Source organism: Bradyrhizobium sp. USDA 4353, from assembly GCF_054063215.1.
Genome location: NZ_JBSSGB010000001.1, coordinates 6797324 through 6814210, shown reverse-complemented (window position 1 = coordinate 6814210; position 16887 = coordinate 6797324). Strand labels below are relative to the sequence as shown.

Here is a 16887-nt window from a genome sequence, read left to right as displayed (position 1 = left end):
GACTGATCAGGTCTATCCGCGCCCGGCACAGACAATCATCACGGATAGACATGGAGGAGGGAAGCCATGAAGAAGCTGCTATATGCGGTCGCATCGCTCGCGATCCTGATGGGCCCGGCGCAGGCCGAGACCAAATATCGTTTCGCCATCGTGCCGAAGGCGATGAACAATCCGTTCTTCGACGTCGCGCGCGACGGCTGCCTGAAGCGCGCCAAGGAGCTCGGCAATGTCGAGTGCATCTACAAGGGCCCGGTCGAGCACGAGCCGGCCACCCAGGCGCAGATCATCCAGGACTTCATCACCCAGAAGGTCGACGGCCTCGCGATCTCGGTCGCCGACGTCGCCGCGATGACCAAGTCGATCGACGCGGCGACCGCGGCCGGCATCCCCGTCATCACCTTCGACGCGGACGCGCCGGGCTCCAAGCGGCTCGCTTATATCGGCACCAACAACAAGGACTTTGGCCTGGCGCTCGGCAAGCAGCTGCGCGAGCTCCGGCCTGACGGCGGCAAGTACGCCGTGGTGTCCGGCGGTCCCGGCGCCAAGAACCTGGCCGAGCGCGTCGACGGCGTGCGCGAGGCGCTCAAGGGCTCGAAGTGGACGGAAGTCGCGGGCTCGCCGACCTTCTGCAACGACGATCCTGCGCTCGCCGTGCAGCAGATGGCCGATCTGCGCACCGCGACTCCGGATCTCGGCGCCATCGTGCCGATCGGCGGCTGGCCGATGTTCGCGCCCGAGGGCTACAAGGCCTTCGTCAACAAGAATAAGAAGGACATCGACGCCGGCAAGCTGACGCTCGTCGTCGCCGACACCTTGAAGATGCAGCTTGAGCTGCTGCGCGACGGCTATTCCAATGCGCTCACCGGCCAGCGTCCGTTCGAGATGGGCGAGAAGTCGATGGATACGCTGCTCGCGATCAAGAAGGGCGAGAAGGTGCCGGAGATCATCTACACCGGCCTCGATCTCGTGACCAAGGATAACGTCGCGAAGCTGTTGAACTGATCTGAAGTTCCTCCCGGGGAAAACCTGGCGGTCCGGCGTCCGGCTTCGGCCGGCGACCGGGCCGCCCTTTTTATTTGCAATCCGCACTGCGTTGACATCGGATGATATCTGACCTAAGTCAGATATCATGCTCGATCCCGTCGCCCGCGTCCGCCGCTTCAATCGCGCCGTCACCTCCGAGGTCGGTGCGCTCGACACCTCGTTCCTTGGCCGCGGTCGGCCGCTCGGCGCGGCGCGGGTGCTCAATGCGATCGGCCATGGCCGCAGCGACGTGGCGGAGCTGCGCGATTATCTCGCGCTCGATTCCGGCCTGATGAGCCGCTTCCTGCGCAGCCTCGAGGAGGAGGGGCTGGTGACGACCAGGCCGCATCCCGACGATGCGCGCCGTCGCATCGCCAGGCTCACTGCTGCGGGCCGGCGCGAGTTCGAGGCCTATGAGACGCTCTCCAATGCGCAGGCACAGGCGATGATCGCGCGCCACAGCCAACCGGACGCGTTGCTGGCCGCGATGGACATGGTCGCCGCAGCACTCGGCCGCGACCGCATCGCCATCGACGAGGTCGATCCGCGCGGCGAGCAGGCGCGCTATTGTCTGCACGAATATTATGCCGAGCTGTCACGCCGCTTCGCGCGCGGCTACGACGTCACGCTGTCACGCGATCCCGACGCCCTGGACATGATGGCGCCGCGCGGCGCCTTCTTCGTCGCGCTGTCCGACGGCTTGCCGCTCGGCTGCGTGGGCCTCAAGGGAAGCGGCGGCGCCACCGCCGAGATCAAGCGCCTCTGGGTTGCCCCCGCCGCCCGCGGCCTGGGCCTCGGCCGCCGCCTGATGAACGCGGCCGAGACGGCCGCGCGACAATTGTCGATCACGACGCTCCGGCTCGACACCAACAGCGCCCTCGGCGAGGCCCAGCAGCTCTATCGCAAGACCGGCTGGACCGAGATCGACCGCTTCAACGACGATCCCTATCCGGATCTGTTTTTCGAGAAGCGGCTGATATGACGACATCAACGCTCATGCCGTTGTGAGCGCAACCTTCATGTTCCTTGCCTCATAGACGCAGGCGCCGTCCGCAAGCACGCGTCCGTCGGCGATGCCGAGCACGAGGCGGCCGCGCTTGACCTGGCGCATGTCGACCTCGTAGCGCACGCATTTCACGTCCGGCGTGATCTGGCCTGTGAAGCTCACTTCGCCGACGCCGGTGGCGCGTCCCTTGCCGGGAGAGCCCGACCAGCCGAGCCAATAGCCGACCATCTGCCACATCGCGTCGAGGCCGAGGCAGCCCGGCATGACGGGATCGCCGCGGAACAGGCAGTCGAAGAACCAGAGCTTTGGCGTGATGTCCAGCTCGGCGATGATGCGTCCCTTGCCGTAGCGCCCGCCGTCGAGACTGAGCTCGGTGATCCGATCCATCATCAGCATCGGCGGCGCCGGAAGCTGCGCATTGCCCGGGCCGAAATAGCCGCCCTCGCTGGAGCGGAGCAGATCCTCTCGCGTGTAGGACGATTGCGGCACGTGAAAGTCGCGCGGATCGGGCAAGGCGTCATCTCCCTGTCTGCAATCGGGCGCCGGAGGGCAAAGGTCTGTCGGCGGCAATCACATACAGAGTGGGTGTGCAGCGCAGCTGATTCAAGCTGACGTGATCGCCACGATCCGCGACGTCGGTCAGGTCGTCCTAGAGCCCGATGAGATCAGGATGAATCGTCATCGCGCTTTAGGTTTTTGTTTGCGCATGATCTTTTCGGAGAACCGCTGCGCACTTTTCCGTATCATGCTCGCTAGGCGGCACGACCCCTGGCCCCTGGCCGGGGGCGATGCCAGGTGCCCGCGCCGGGACCTGTTCGGCAACGAGATGGCCGGCGAGCGCGGCTGCACAGTTTGATTGAACGGGGCGCGGTCCCGCCTGCGTCTGACAGGAACGAGCCTCGCACGGGGACCACGGACCTCTCCGGCCTCGTCGGCGTTAATGGCTCGGCAACGGCTTCATGAATGGATGACACGGCGGGGGCGAATCATGACAACGGACAGCGTCGCGTCATGCCGTGTTCCAGAATTCGACATAATCGCGGTGCTGCATGGGTCGTAGCGCGTGTGCGACCTCGCCTCACTTCACCCCAAGACATGTTCGAGCTTATAAATCGTCCTGCGCCGATCGCGCGGAGGCCAGATGAACAGCATTGAATCGGGACACGGCATGGTGACACGATCCACGGGACCTCGGACCATCGCAACGATGCGGCGTCGGGGAGCGGCCTTGATGACTGTTGCGGTCGTGACCGCTTGGGCTATGCCCGGGTCCCACGCGATCGCGCGGCAGGCGCGGCCCGCACCGACCACCGAGGCGACGGCGCCGCGGGCGCATGGTGATCCGATCATGGCGATCGTGTCGATCAAGGCGCAGAAGGTCACGTTCTACGATTCGGAGGGCTGGATCTGGCGTGCGCCGGTGTCGACCGGCGTCTCCGGCCGCGAGACGCCCGCCGGCGTGTTCGCCGTGCTGGAGAAGGACAAGGACCATCACTCGACGCTGTATGATGATGCCTGGATGCCGAACATGCAGCGCATCACCTGGAACGGTGTCGCGCTGCATGGCGGGCCGCTGCCCGGCTATGCCGCCTCGCATGGTTGCGTCCGCATGCCCTATGGCTTCGCAGAGAAGCTGTTCGACCGGACCTATATCGGCATGCGGGTGATCATCGCGCCAGGCGACGTCGCGCCGGTCGAGTTCTCGCATCCCGCTTTGTTCGTGCCGAGCGCCGATGCGCTCACCGGAGCGCCCTCGCGGGCCGCGACGCTCGGGCGCGACGCCGAGGACGCCGCCAAGCTCGCCGAGGAAGCCAAGGCCGCGGCGGCCGCGGCCGATCGCGATGCCAAGTCGCTGAAGGCGTCCCTGCGCAAGCTCGAGCAGGCCAAGGCGCGCAGCGATGCCGAGCTGAAATCTGCCGACAAGAGACTGGCGGCCGCCAAGACCGATGAGGCCAAGGCGCAGGCGGAGGACGCCCGGCAGAAGGCGGAGGCGAAGGCGACTGAGGCAGCGGCGCAGCTCGAGGCGGCCAAATCGGACTCCGTCGCCAAGCTCACGACGGCCGCGACGACGAAGGACGCGGCCAAGGCGGCCGCCGCCAAGAAGAGCGAGACCGCCAAGGCGGCCGAGGAGGCGAAGCTCGCGACCGAGCCGGTGTCGGTCTATATCAGCCGCTCCACGCAGATGCTCTACGTCCGGCGCAACACGCACAAGCCGGCGCGCGACGGCGGCGGCGAGGTGTTCGATACGTCGCTGGAGTCGCCGGTGACGATCCGCGATCCCGACCGGCCGCTCGGCACCCACGTGTTCACGGCGGTAGCGCAGAACGGCGCCGGGCTGCGCTGGACCGCAGTCACGATCGACGATGGCGACGACGCCAAGGACGCGCTCGACCGCATCACCATTCCGAAGGATGTGCTCGCGCGGATCGCGCCGACGGCGGTGCCGCGCTCCTCGATCATCGTCTCGGACGAGCCGCTGTCGAGCGAGACCAACTACCGCACCGAGTTCGTCGCCGTCCTGAGCAACCAGCCGCAAGGTGGCTTCATCACGCGCCGGCCGACCACCAATGTCGACGTGATCGCCAGCGGCGAAGACTATGATAACGGCTTCGGCAATGTCTTCCAGCGCAGCTGGGACGGCCAGCCCATCGCCGCGCCGCGCCGGCGCGGTCCGCCTCCGACCTACTACCGGCCGGTGCAGCCGGGCTGGTGGTAGCAGGCGGGGCAATGTCGAGACCGCGCGGGAGGCGCGCGGTCGGGTCGTTCGATCAGCTCAGCGCTCAGTTCCGGCCCGCGGGCACCACGCCCGGCCACTGCATCATGAATGGCTGAGCCTGCTGCGGCTCGACCTCGGCCGCGCGTGCGACGCGGCGGGCGCGATGCTTGTGCATGCGGGAGATCGAGCTGGTGGCCTCGCGGGCCGTCTCGATGCGGGCGACCTGCTGGCGGATCTCGCTGGTGCTGGTGCGCAGTTGCTCGATGCTCATGTCGCTGGATGCCGCGGCGACGCGCAAGCTGCTCAGCTCCGCGGACGTATCCTCCTGCGCGGTGCGCAGGCGGATCGCCTGCCGCTTCAACAGCGCGATGTCCTGCTCGATCCTGTCGGCGGTGTCGCGGCGGCGGCCCTCGCTCTCGTCAGCGGCGGCGCGCAGCGTCGCCAGCCCGGTCTCGGCGCTGGTCAGGCTGGCGCGAAGCTGGATCAGCTCGCCGGACGCATCGTTCTGGCGATCGCGCAGCCGGGCGGTCTCCGCCTTGAGCTCGGTGAGCTCCGAGGTCAGCGCCGCGACGCGCGTCTCCAGCGACGGCGATCCGTTGCCGGCAAAGGTGAAGCCGTTGGCTCCGCCGCCGCTCCACCAGATCACGCCGGCGCTCGCCGCCAGCGCGAGGCTCATCGCGATTCGTAGGGAAGCCGTGCCGCTCTTCGGCGGGACATCCGGCGTCATGGGTTTGCGCATCGACAGGTCTCCGGGATTTGATTGAGACCATTATGACCCTATTAAGGTTGCCAATGTTCTAAGCGCGCCCCGCTCGGTTCACTTTTGATGCACGTAGATTTGCGGGGGAGGGGCTGCTTCGTGGTGCTCGAGCTACAAACAAGTGCCGGACGATGTTGCAGACGGTGAATGCATCGGAAGGTTGCGTCAGGTCTTCAGCTCGGACCATCCTCGTTCGTTTCGCGAACATGGATCTCTGAATTCGCTTCGCTCCTCCCGTGATCATGCGGTAAATCCCAACCATGGACATCTCGACCAACGCCGCATCAGAGGCGTTCGAACAGCTCGCCGAGGCGATCAGGCATCGCCGCTCGGTGTACGGCCATATCAGCGGTCTGCGGATGGACCGCTTCGCGCCCGGTGAGGCATGGTCGACCCTTCCGTATCGTCCCGTGTTCGTCGGCGACAGCGACACCGGCGTGATCCATGGCGGCGTCGTCACCGCGATGCTCGACGAAAGCTGCGGCATGGCGGTGCAGCTCGCGCTCGACGGCAGCAGCGCGATCGCCACGCTCGACCTGCGCATCGACTATCAGAAGCCGGCGACGCCCGGCCTCGACATCAAGGCGCATGCGGTGTGCTACCGCGTCACCCGCTCGATCGCCTTCGTCCGCGCCACCGCCTATCAGGAGGAGGAGAGCGAGCCGGTGGCGACCGCGACCGCCTGCTTCATGATCGCGGCCAACCGCACCAACATGCTGACCGACCGGCCGGCCTTCACCGGCGCGCCGCCGCCGCTCGACGCGCCCGGCGGTGGTGAAGGCCTGTTTGCCAACAGCCCGTTCGCGCGCTGTCTCGGCATTCGCTCAAGCACCGGCGACACGCTGGTGATGCCGTTCTCGCAGCGGATCATCGGCAATCCGGTGCTGCCCGCCATCCATGGCGGCATGACGGGTGCGTTCCTGGAGACCGCTGCGATCGTCACCGTGATGCGTGAGCTCGGCGTGTCGCCGCCGAAGCCGATCGGGTTGACGATCAACTATCTCAGGTCGGGCCGCGCGCTCGACAGCTTCGCTTCGGCCTCGATCGTCAAGCAGGGCCGCCGCGTGATCGCCTTCGAGGCGCGCGCCTGGCAGGACGATGCCACGAAGCCGATCGCGACCGCGTTCGGTCATTTCATGCTGCGACAGACGCCGGGGCAGGAGCAGGACTGAGCGCGGTCAGGATTTGCGCAGGATCTTGTCCATCGCCTTGCCCCGCGCCAGCTCATCGATGAGCTTGTCGAGATAGCGGATCTCCCGCATCAAGGGCTCCTCGATCTCCTCGACGCGGACACCGCAGATTACGCCGGTGATCAGGGACCGCGCCGGATTCATCGCCGGCGCCTGCGCGAAGAAGGTCTCGAAATCGGTCTGCTTTTGCAGCTCGGTTTCGAGCTGCTTCTGATCGTAGCCCGTCAGCCAGCAGATGATCTGGTCGACCTCGGCCTTGCTGCGTCCCTTCTTCTCGCTCTTGGCGACATAGAGCGGGTACACGCTCGCGAAGCTCATCGTGTAGATGCGGTGTTTCGCCATGAACGCCTCCTCTCTCGTTTTGGTGTCATGAAGCGCTAGTCCGGCAGGAACATCGGAAACGACACGCCGAGCGACCACGCCAGGATCAGGCCGAGGCCGATGCCCTCTGCAGTGGGCGAGCGGGTTCTGCGGCCGACGCAGCCGCCGATCAATCCGAACACGATGAAGAACAGCACGATCACCGGGATGATGATCAGCAGGAAAAACAGCCTGCGCGTGTCGAGCGCGACCGCGCCGCCGAGCGAGGCGAGGAAGGCGGTCCTGATCCACAGCGTGCGCCACAGTGCGGCGTGGCCGCCCTGATTGGCGATGCTGTCGGCCAGCATGGCGGGCACGGCGCCGATGGCGATCGCGGCGATGATCGGGAGGCGTGCAGCGATCGGCATGAACGAGGCGACATAGCGATCGAGCGCACCGCCGAATACGGCGATGCCATAGGCGGCGAGCGCCAGCGCGGCGATCCAGGCCACGCGGCCGAAGCGAACGCCGCTCCAGCGCAGCAGCGCCAGCGACAGCGCGCCATAGACGAACAGATGGACCGCGAGATAATCGGCGACCAGCACGGGCAGGAAGCGTGTGTTGACGAACCGCAATGCGAGCGGCGTCACCACCGCTGGCAGCACGGTGGCGACGGCGAGGCTGCGCAGGGGAAGGGGCGCTGGCATCGCATCGCCCTTCGGGAGCAATCCGGCCAGCGGCCAGGCCAGCAGCACGATGCCTGTGAGCAGCAGCGCGATCGCGCCGCCGGTCGCGGCCACCGGACCACTGCTGGTGCGGCCGAACACCTGGTCGAGCCAATCGCGCGCTTCGCGCAGCGCCGTTGCCGAATAGAGCACACTGACATGCTCGACCCCCGGGGCCACCACCGCGCGGCGTCCGCCGTTGCCGGCGGGATCGCCGACCGTGTCGCCCTCGCGCGCGTTGGAGTCGGCGAGCTTCAGATTGCGCAGAGCGTCCCGGCGAAGAGCCGTCTCCCATTCGCCGGTGATGATCAGCAGATTGCCCGGCGCGCTCGCCGTGACCGCTTCGGAGAACATCGAGATCGCGACCGTTGCCGAGATGCGGGGATCGGCGAGCGCCTGGCGCACGATGATGTCGGACGCCATCGAGTGCCCGAGCAGGGCTACGCGGCCATCGGCGCCCGGCAGCGCTAGCGCGACATCGGTGACGCGAGCGATCTCGCTCATCAGCTTGCGGGTGGTGCCGTCGACACGCGTGACATCGCCCGACATCGGCGTGGGATTGCGGCCATGGCCTTCGAAATCGAACGAGACCGCGAGATAGCCGGCATGCGCCAGGGTCAGCGCATAGGCTTCCATGAACTGGCGCGAGCCGGCGAAGCCGTGCGCGATGACGACCATCGGCGCGGCTGCGGCGCCCTCGCGCCGATAGACGGTGATCGGCGTCGTGCCTGTCTGGAGCTCATTGATGCTCACGCCGCCGCGCGCGGCTTCGAGCCGCCAGAGCCCGGCCGCGCAGAGCGCGAGGCCGGCCAGCGTAGCCGCCAGCAAGGCCATGCCGCGCATCCCGATGGCGTTTCGTCCGCGCGTCGCGCCGTCCATGTCCTGCTCCGTTCCGGGCCGAACCTAGCGCATGGATCTGTCCGGTGACAGCGGCCAGCACGGCGATGCCGCGACATCACTGCGATCGAACGAAACCCGCGCCGCTTCGTTGACAAGCCCTGCCGGAGCCATATTCGTTGAGCGTCGAAGAGGAGTGCCCATGAAACCGGATGTGATCTGCCTGATGGCCTCGAGCGTCGATGGCCGCACCTTGCCGAGCCGCTGGCGCCCGCGGGGATCCGGCGATCTGTTCGAGCAGGTGCACGACCAGCTCGGTGGCGATGCCTGGTTGATCGGCCGCGTCACCGGCCAGGAATTCGCCAAGGGCACGGCCTATCCGGCGACCACCAGCGAGCGGTTCCCGCGCGAGAGCTGGATCGCGCGGCGCGACGCCAAGGCCTATGGCATCGTGCTGGATGCGCACGGCAAGATCTGCTGGGGCCGCGCCGACATCGGCGGCGATCCGATCGTCGTGGTGCTGACGGAGGCGGTGTCCGACGCGCATCTGGCGGGGCTGCGCAGCGAAGGCGTGTCCTACGTCTTCGCCGGCGAGCGGCAGCTCGATCTCGCCGTTGTGCTCGACATCGTCGCGCGCGAGCTCGGCGTGAAGCGGCTGCTGCTCGAAGGGGGCGGCGGCGCCAATGGGGCCTTCTTGCGTGCGGGGTTGGTCGACGAGTTCAACCTCGTGCTGTGCCCGGCGATCGACGGCACGAAGGGCGCGCCGAGCGTATTCGACTCGGCCGAGAGCGACGCCGGCGCGCGGGCGCCGATCACGGCAATGACGCTGGAGAGCACCAAGATGCTGGAGGGCGGGGCGGTATGGCTGCGCTACAAGATCACCAATGGCTCGGACATGCCGGCACAGGCCAGCCATGGCTGAGAGACGAGATCACATCATCGTCGTTGGCGCGGGCGCTGCCGGCATGATGGCCGCGCGCGAGCTGTCGCGCGCCGGACGCAAGGTGACGCTGCTCGAGGCCCGCGATCGCTGCGGCGGGCGCATTCATCCGCTCAGCGAAGACGTGTTCGGATACAGGGCCGAGGCGGGCGCCGAGTTCATTCACGGCGAGGCACGGGTCACCTATCAGCTGCTGAAAGAGGCGGGCCTCTCGGCGCAGCCGATCGGTGGCGCGCGCTGGCATGTCGAGAACGGCGTCTTCACGTGCACCGATCCGGCCGACCGGCAGATGGACCGCCTGCATCAGGTGCTGGCGACGCTCGAGGAGGATCTCACCGTCACGGCGCTGCTCGAGCGGCATTTCTCCGGCGCGGAGTTCGCGGCCTTGCGCGACTCCGTGCTCGGCATGGTCCAGGGCTATGATGCCGCCGATCCCGATCGCGCCAGCGTGTTCGCGCTACGCGAGGAGTGGATGGGCGGCGAGCGCGGCGACCAGGCGCGCATCGTTGGCGGCTATGGCGTGCTGCTGGATTATCTCGTCGCGGAATGCCGCGCGCGCGGCGTGACGTTTGCGTTCCAGGCGGTCGTGACGGCGATCGAGAGCGCGGATGGTGGCGCGCTCGTGCGCTGTGCTGATGGCCAGACGCATCGCGCCGATGTCGTCGTTCTGACGGTGCCGCTGCCGCTGTTGTCATCCCTTGCGCTGCCTGCGGCGATGCAGGCGCAGGTGGCGGCCTCCGCCGATATCGGCTTCGGCAACGTCATCAAGCTGCTGCTGCGCTTCGAGCGGCGCTGGTGGACGGCGATGCAGACGCATGATTTGTCCGACATGCTGTTCGTGCTGTCGGACGCAACCGTGCCGGTGTGGTGGACGCAGCATCCGAACGACCATGCCGTGCTGACCGGCTGGCTCGCCGGGCCGCCCACCGACGCCTTCGCTGCGCTCGACGACCATGCGCTGGTCGAGACCGGACTCGTTGCGCTGGCCGACATCTTCGCCAAGCCCGTGACCGTGCTCCGGCAGGAGCTCACCGCAGCTCATGTCACCGACTGGGCAAGGGAGCCGTTTGCGCGCGGCGCCTATTCCTATGCGACGCTGGCCACCCGACGCGCGCAGGATGTGCTCACGTCGTGGGATGGCGGGCCGGTGCTGATCTCCGGCGAGGCGCTGTATCAAGGCCGCGACATGGGAACTGTGGAGGCGGCGCTCGCGAGCGGCCGGCAGACAGCGCAGCTCATTCTCGCGAGGTGATCGCGGCGGCGTAGTTCGTTCGCATGTCGGCCGTCGCGAGATCGTCACATCTGTCGTGCGCGCGTCACATGCGCGTCAGCCAAGCCCGCTAGTCGATACGCCCATTCAAGAATGAGCGCGCAGGTTGCGCAGCGATGGGGGGCGTCTCATGCAGTCGAGGAATTTTCACCGGGCGTTGTCGAGCGCAGCGCTCGCGGTCTTGCTTGCGGCCTTCGCCATGCCTGCCCACGCCGATGATCGCGACGCGAACGGCGACCGCTTCTATCACGGCCGCGATGACGACCATGATCGCGACCGCGATCATGACCGCCACGGCCGCCGCTCGCCGCGTGTGGTGCTGATCTCACTGGACGGGGCCAAGCCCGACTTCATCGAGAAATTCATCGAGCAGGGCGTGCTGCCGCGCGACGGCGGGCTGGCGCGGCTCAGCCGCCGCGGCGTGGTCGCCAAGCAGAACGTCACGGCCTCGCCCTCGCTCACGGCGGTGTCGCATGTCGAGATCGCCACCGGCTCCACGGCGGTTCACAACGATATTCCGTCGAACACATTCCAGGCGATCGTCGCGCCGATCACCTCCAGCATCAGCGGCTTTGCCGCGCCGATCGGCGGCTACCGGCTGAGCCCGCTCGGACCGAGCCCGCAGCCGACCGCGGCGCCGCTGTGGGTGCAGCTGCGCCAGCACGGCAAGAAGGTGGTGACCGCGACCTGGCCGGGCGGCGACGGCGCCGATATCTCGATCAACAACACGGTGGTGCAGCCCGCGCAGCCGACCCGCGTCACCGACTACACCGTTCCGTTCGGCGCCTTCGGCGGCCTCTCGGCGCAGGGCTTCTCGCTCACGCGCAGCGATTTCGTGTCGGACCCGGCCGTGATCGCCGCGTTGCAGTCGGCGGGCCATTCATCCTACAGCCCGGTGCTCGTCACCGCGGCGCCGATCGAGACTTTCTCCTGCGCGTCCGCCGCGCCCGCGACCTGCACCGCCGCCGCGACGCTCGACCTGAAATACGCGATCCGCGTCGCCGCGATCGACACCACCAATGACGGCCAGGTGAACTACGACACGCTGGTGTTCTTCGATACGACCCGCGGCATCAGCTCAGGCCCGTTCCAGGCGCCGTCGACCGGGCCGGCCTTCGCCAAGCTCGGCGGCGAGAACGCGCCGTTCTTCTTCGAGGGCAGCGGCGCCAAGGTCGGAACGGCCTATTTCGTCTCGGCGCTGGCGCCGGACCTCTCAGTGGTGCGCTTCGCCCGCTACGGCGCCAACTACATCCCGCGCAACGCGCCCGTGCTGGCCGATGTCGACGACATCAACAACAACATCGGCTTCTGGCGCCCGCAGGCCGATTTCCGCATCCCGGAGCGGCTGAGCCCGGGCTTCACGAGCTTCCCGGACGTCGAGATCGAGGCGATGTTCGAGGACATGGTCAAGACCTTCGTGCGTTACCAGGCCGCGATCGGCGAGCGCGCGATCCGCAACCATCCCGACGCAGATCTCGTGATGATCTATATCGAGCAGCCCGACGGCTCGGAGCACCAGTTCCTGCTGACCGATCCGCGCCAGGGCACCAACCCGAAGGACCCGAATTCCATCGGCGCCAATCAGGACCCTGCCAAGGTCGCGCGCTATGCGTCCTACATCAGGGCGGCGTATCAGGCGGCCGACAAGGCCGTGAAGCGGATCAGCGAGACCGCGGGCCGGCAGAGCAACATCATCGTGGTGTCGGACCATGGCTTCGCGCCGTTCCACACCTCGGTCAGCATGCTCAACATCCTGCGCAACGCGGGGATCGATACGACCAAGCTCGCGATCCGCACCTCGGGTCCTGCGGTCAACATCTATGTCAACCTGCAGAACCGCGAGGCCGGCGGCACGGTCGATCCGGCGAGCTACAATGCGCTGGTGACGCAGGTCGCCAATGCCGTGAAGAACGCCGTCGATCCCAATCCGAAGTTCAACACCTCGCTCAAGGACGGCCGGCTGTTCACGGTGGTCGAGAGCCGGCCGCTGCAGTGCGATGCCGGCACCGGCCTGTGCACCAGCAAGACCATCGGCCAGGATTTCGGCGATGTGTTCGCGCTGATGGCGCCGGGCTACAATTTCGACGGCATCCAGAATCCCGGTGTCGCCCGTCTCGGCGACGCGCCGTTCAGTGCGACCACCACGACGCTGTCGATGCCGAACTTCTACGGCGCCCATGGCCACGATCCGGAGATCGCGGAGATGAGCGCAACCTTCATCGCGGCCGGCCCTGACATCCGCGAGGGAACGACGATCCGGCGGATGCGCAACATCGACGTTGCGCCGACCATCATGCGGATCCTCGGCGTCAAGCCGCAGCAGGTCGACGGCGAGGTGCTGCATCACATCCTGCGCTGAGCTGCGCGGGATGGCTCGACTACGCCGCCGCCGGCATGTGCTCGGCGGCGGCGGCAAGGCTCGGTGCGACCACGATCTCGAGCTGCTGGCGCAGCCAGCGGTGCAGGGGATCGTCGTGGTGGCGCAGGTGCCAGACCATGTACATCGGCATGGCGGGGCAGGGCACCGGCACCGGGGCGATCGCCAGGCCGCGCAGCATGTAGGCGCGGAGCAGGCTCGGTAGCGTCGCGATCATCCGGCTGCCGCGCAGGAACGGGCCGATGCCGCCAAAACCCGGCACCTGCGCGACGAAGCGCCTGACGACGCCGCGCTCGGCCAGGATCTCGTCGATGTCGAGCCGCCGGCGCGGCTCGTAGACGACGGTGACGTGATCGCTGGCGAGATAGTCTTCCAGGCTTTCCGGCGGCTCGCGCTGGCCGGCATCGTAGAACACGCGGTAGCTGTCCTCGAACAGCCGCTTCTGCAGGATGTCGCTGCCGTCGGGCGGGCGCGGCGTGATCATGAGCTGGCAATGTTCCTCGCGCAGCATCTCCGGCGTCGGCGCGCCCGAGGGAATGACGCGCAGGCTGAGGCCGGGCGCCTGGGCCCGGGTGTAGCGCAGCAGCGACGGCAGCAGCAGGTCGCGCTGCAGATCATTGGCGGCGATCGTCACCTGTGCGGAGATCTTCGCGGGCTCGAACGCGGCGGCCTGCGAGAAGCTCTGGAGGTCGTCGAGCAGCGCGCGAGCCCGCAGCGCGAGTAATTGCGCATGCGCCGTCGGCACGATGCCGCGGCCTGACTTCACGAACAGCGGATCGCCGGTGATGGCGCGCAGCTTGTCGAGCAGATGGCTGACGGCGGACTGCGTCACGCCGAGCCTGATCGCGGCGCGCGTCACCGAGCCCTCCTCGATGACGGCGAGCAGGAGCTGCAGCAGATGGCCGTCGATGTCCAAATGATCGAATTGGCTCATGGATCAGATCAGTCGGGCGGCCTTTATCGGATGTGTCTCGGGGCGATACTGGCGGGCATGGATGACGCCGCGTTTGATCCAGATCAAACGCGTGCAGTCAGAACGCTTCAGGGGAGGTTTCAATGTCCGCCACATCGGCCCGGCAGCCCGTGCCCGGCACCACCATCTTCGACGGCGAGCAGGCCCGCAAGGGCTATGCGCTCAACAAGATGTGCTACTCGTTCAATGACGCCGCCAACCGCAAGGCCTTCGTCGCCGACGAGGACAGCTATTGCACGAAATACGGCCTCAACGATCAGCAGCGCGCCGCGATCAAGAGCCGCAACGTGCTCGCGCTGATCGAGGCCGGCGGCAACGCCTATTACCTCGCCAAATTCGCCGGCATCTTCGGGCTCGACATGCAGGACATCGGCGCGCAGCAGACCGGACTGACCAAGGAGCAGTTCAAGGCCAAGCTTCTCGCGGCCCGGGGGTAATCATCATGGCAAAGATCGTCGGCAGCATCACCACCTCGCACGTCCCGGCCATCGGCGGCGCGATCGCCAAGGGGCTGCAGCAGGACCCGTATTGGAAGCCGTTCTTCGACGGTTTCCCGCATGTCCGCGACTGGCTCGCCAAGGTGAAGCCGGATGTCGTCGTGCTCGTCTACAACGACCACGGCCTCAACTTCTTCCTCGACAAGATGCCGACCTTCGCGATCGGCGCCTGTGACAGCTATGGCAATGCCGACGAGGGCTGGGGCATTCCGCAGACCGCGCCGTTCAAGGGCGACAGCGAGTTGTCGTGGCACCTGATCGAGCATCTGGTGAACGAGGAGTTCGACCTCACCACCTGCCAGGAGATGGTGGTCGATCATGCCTTCACCCTGCCGATGGCGCTGTGCTGGCCGGACCAGAGATGGCCGGTGCGCGTGGTGCCGGTCGTCGTCAACACCGTGCAGGCGCCGCTGCCGTCGGCCGCGCGTTGCTACAAGCTCGGCCAAGCGCTGGGGCGGGCGATCGAATCCTGGCCGAAGGACGAGCGTGTCGTGGTGATGGGCACCGGCGGCCTGTCGCACCAGCTCGACGGCGAGCGTGCCGGCTTCATCAACAAGGAGTTCGACGAGACATTCATGGCCAGCATGGTCGACGACCCCGCCTGGGCGACGAAGTACTCGACGACCGAGCTGGTCGAGTTGTCGGGCACGCAGGGCGTCGAGCTCTTGAACTGGATGGTTGCGCGCGGCGCCTTGCCGGAGAAGGTCCGCAAGGAGCATGCGAACTATCACATCCCGATCTCGAACACCGCGACGGGATTGATGGTGCTGGAGCCGGCGTAGCGGCTCCTGTCATTCCTGTTGTGGGGGACGATTACTCGCATCCGGTCTGACAACAGAGATCACGCGGTATGGGTCCCGGCTCGAGGCCGGGACGACGGCGGTGGGTTAGGTCCGATCGCGTGCCACCTCGCCGATGGGTTTGGCACAACCGCGCCCCACATCACCGGTGTCGTCCCGGCCTTGAGCCGGGACCCATACCCCGGAAGCTATCGAGGGACGTTGGTGTCGGTTGCTCGCGTCGGCACGCACCGCCCGTGCGGCTGCCCCTCACCCCGACCCTCTCCCCGTGAAGAACGGGGAGAGGGGGCGCACCGTTGGTGAGGCTTGCATGGTGCTCTCAAACATGGATTCTCATCCCTTGGAGAATCTTATCCCTCCGCCTCCTGCGCCTTCGCGCCTGACTTCAGCGTCTTCATGAACTGCACAAACGCCGGGCCGAACTCGGCGAACAGCGGCTCGTTGCGGTGGTTGAGCATCACGCCGCCGAGCAGCTTGAGGCCGGTGACGAAGACCTTGCTCTCATTGTGGTCGAACAGGCCGCGGCGCTGGATGCGGGCGAGGATCTCGTTGAGATCGTCGTGGCTCGAGAAGGTGAAGTCGTAGCTCGGACCGGCGGCGCCGTCGGTGCGCGGGCCGATGTCGGTGACCTCGATGGCGTAGGAGTGGGGCATGTCGATGCTCCTTTGATCTGTGTCTGAGTGTCAGGTCGCGGTGTCGTCGTCGCCCTGGATCTCGGCGATGGCGCGGGTGAGGATGTCGCTGACGCGCTTCGACTCCGCGTCGCTCCAGCCGCGCCGGTGCATCTTGAGCGCCATCTTCAGCGTCTGAACCGCCTGCATCACCTGCTCGGACGGACGCATGCCGCCCATCGAGCGCGCCAGGATGCGCAGGCGGCTGAGCAGGCCCTCGATGGCGGCGGCGTCATCCGCGAGAGCCTGGCGGCCGGCCTCGGTGATCGCGAACAGCTTCTTGCCGCCTTCGGCTGATGCGGCTTCGATCTGGCCCATGTCCTCGAGCAGGCTGAGGATCGGGTAGACCGAGCCGGGGCTCGGCGAATAGGCGCCGCCGACGAGCTCTTCGACCGCCTTGATCAGCTCATAGCCATGGCGGGGTTTCTCGCCGATCAGCCACAGCAGCAGGCTGCGCAGGTCGCCGGGACCGAAGACACGGCCGCCGCCGCCACGCCCGAACTCCTCACGGCCGCCGCGGCGGCCACGTTCGAACAGGCCTGGTCCGCGCGGACCGAAGCCGCCGCCGCGCCCGCCCATGCGGATGTCGTCGGAAGCCTCGTCGAAGCCGTGATGTCCATGGTGACGTCCACGATGGCTCCAGCCGCGCTCCTGATGGTCGTCATCGCAGCGCGAGCGGCCGAATGTCCAATGATGATGTCTCATACGATATGATCTCCGTTTCACACGAACGATATATCGTTTATAAGTATCGTTTGTCGATGCTGGTCGATGTAGCTCCCGCGATCCGTCTTTAACACAC

The 16887-nt window shown here is 66.9% G+C and carries 16 protein-coding genes; 9 read left to right on the top strand and 7 right to left on the bottom strand.

What is annotated here, in order from left to right:
* Positions 1-66: 66 nt before the first annotated feature.
* A complete protein-coding gene (locus tag ACVILH_RS30840; RefSeq protein WP_009030255.1) occupies positions 67-1002 on the top strand; it encodes a sugar-binding protein in 936 nt (311 codons plus the stop codon).
* 127 nt (positions 1003-1129) lie between these two features.
* The gene (locus ACVILH_RS30835) at positions 1130-2005 is read left to right on the top strand and encodes a bifunctional helix-turn-helix transcriptional regulator/GNAT family N-acetyltransferase (RefSeq protein WP_456716262.1); all 876 of its coding nucleotides are present in this window, start codon (positions 1130-1132) and stop codon (positions 2003-2005) included.
* A 12-nt stretch (positions 2006-2017) separates the two neighbouring features.
* Here the strand turns inward: ACVILH_RS30835 and fabA are convergent, their stop codons facing one another.
* The gene (fabA, locus tag ACVILH_RS30830) at positions 2018-2542 is read right to left on the bottom strand and encodes a bifunctional 3-hydroxydecanoyl-ACP dehydratase/trans-2-decenoyl-ACP isomerase (RefSeq protein WP_456716261.1); all 525 of its coding nucleotides are present in this window, start codon (positions 2540-2542) and stop codon (positions 2018-2020) included.
* A gap of 655 nt (positions 2543-3197) precedes the next feature.
* Here fabA and ACVILH_RS30825 point away from each other — a divergent pair.
* Positions 3198-4745 (top strand): L,D-transpeptidase family protein, encoded by a 1548-nt coding sequence (locus ACVILH_RS30825; protein WP_456717120.1) that lies wholly within the window; start codon positions 3198-3200, stop codon positions 4743-4745.
* 64 nt (positions 4746-4809) lie between these two features.
* Here ACVILH_RS30825 and ACVILH_RS30820 read toward each other — a convergent pair whose 3' ends face one another.
* Positions 4810-5484 (bottom strand): hypothetical protein, encoded by a 675-nt coding sequence (locus ACVILH_RS30820; protein WP_456716260.1) that lies wholly within the window; start codon positions 5482-5484, stop codon positions 4810-4812.
* A 281-nt stretch (positions 5485-5765) separates the two neighbouring features.
* Between ACVILH_RS30820 and ACVILH_RS30815 the strand changes: the two genes are divergently transcribed.
* Positions 5766-6677, top strand: a complete 912-nt coding sequence (locus tag ACVILH_RS30815; protein ID WP_456716259.1) for a PaaI family thioesterase — start codon at positions 5766-5768, stop codon at positions 6675-6677.
* Positions 6678-6683: 6 nt separating this feature from the next.
* Here the strand turns inward: ACVILH_RS30815 and ACVILH_RS30810 are convergent, their stop codons facing one another.
* Positions 6684-7037, bottom strand: coding sequence for a DUF2200 domain-containing protein (locus ACVILH_RS30810; RefSeq protein ID WP_456716258.1), 354 nt, complete (start codon positions 7035-7037; stop codon positions 6684-6686).
* 35 nt (positions 7038-7072) lie between these two features.
* A complete protein-coding gene (locus ACVILH_RS30805; protein ID WP_456716257.1) occupies positions 7073-8599 on the bottom strand; it encodes an alpha/beta fold hydrolase in 1527 nt (508 codons plus the stop codon).
* A gap of 160 nt (positions 8600-8759) precedes the next feature.
* On the opposite strand from ACVILH_RS30805, the gene ACVILH_RS30800 reads away from it, so the two are divergent.
* The 3 genes from ACVILH_RS30800 to ACVILH_RS30790 all read left to right on the top strand — a co-directional run bounded on the left by ACVILH_RS30800 (position 8760) and on the right by ACVILH_RS30790 (position 13126).
* Positions 8760-9479 (top strand): RibD family protein, encoded by a 720-nt coding sequence (locus ACVILH_RS30800; RefSeq protein WP_456716256.1) that lies wholly within the window; start codon positions 8760-8762, stop codon positions 9477-9479.
* Entirely contained in the window at positions 9472-10749 is a 1278-nt protein-coding gene (locus ACVILH_RS30795; protein ID WP_456716255.1) for a flavin monoamine oxidase family protein, read from the top strand. Before ACVILH_RS30800 ends, ACVILH_RS30795 begins: the two co-directional genes overlap by 8 nt.
* A 148-nt stretch (positions 10750-10897) precedes the next feature.
* Complete coding sequence (locus tag ACVILH_RS30790) at positions 10898-13126, top strand: alkaline phosphatase family protein (protein ID WP_456716254.1); 2229 nt, start codon at positions 10898-10900, stop codon at positions 13124-13126.
* A gap of 19 nt (positions 13127-13145) precedes the next feature.
* On the opposite strand, the gene ACVILH_RS30785 is transcribed toward ACVILH_RS30790, so the two are convergent.
* On the bottom strand, positions 13146-14078 hold the full coding sequence (locus ACVILH_RS30785) for a LysR family transcriptional regulator (protein WP_456716253.1): 933 nt from the start codon (positions 14076-14078) through the stop codon (positions 13146-13148).
* A gap of 122 nt (positions 14079-14200) precedes the next feature.
* Between ACVILH_RS30785 and ACVILH_RS30780 the strand changes: the two genes are divergently transcribed.
* Positions 14201-14554, top strand: a complete 354-nt coding sequence (locus ACVILH_RS30780; RefSeq protein ID WP_456716252.1) for a protocatechuate 4,5-dioxygenase subunit alpha — start codon at positions 14201-14203, stop codon at positions 14552-14554.
* 5 nt (positions 14555-14559) lie between these two features.
* Entirely contained in the window at positions 14560-15396 is an 837-nt protein-coding gene (locus ACVILH_RS30775; RefSeq protein WP_456716251.1) for a class III extradiol dioxygenase family protein, read from the top strand.
* A gap of 368 nt (positions 15397-15764) precedes the next feature.
* Here ACVILH_RS30775 and ACVILH_RS30770 read toward each other — a convergent pair whose 3' ends face one another.
* A complete protein-coding gene (locus tag ACVILH_RS30770) occupies positions 15765-16067 on the bottom strand; it encodes a DUF3861 domain-containing protein (RefSeq protein ID WP_456716250.1) in 303 nt (100 codons plus the stop codon).
* 30 nt (positions 16068-16097) lie between these two features.
* Positions 16098-16790, bottom strand: coding sequence for a PadR family transcriptional regulator (locus ACVILH_RS30765; protein ID WP_456716249.1), 693 nt, complete (start codon positions 16788-16790; stop codon positions 16098-16100).
* Positions 16791-16887 lie beyond the last annotated feature (97 nt).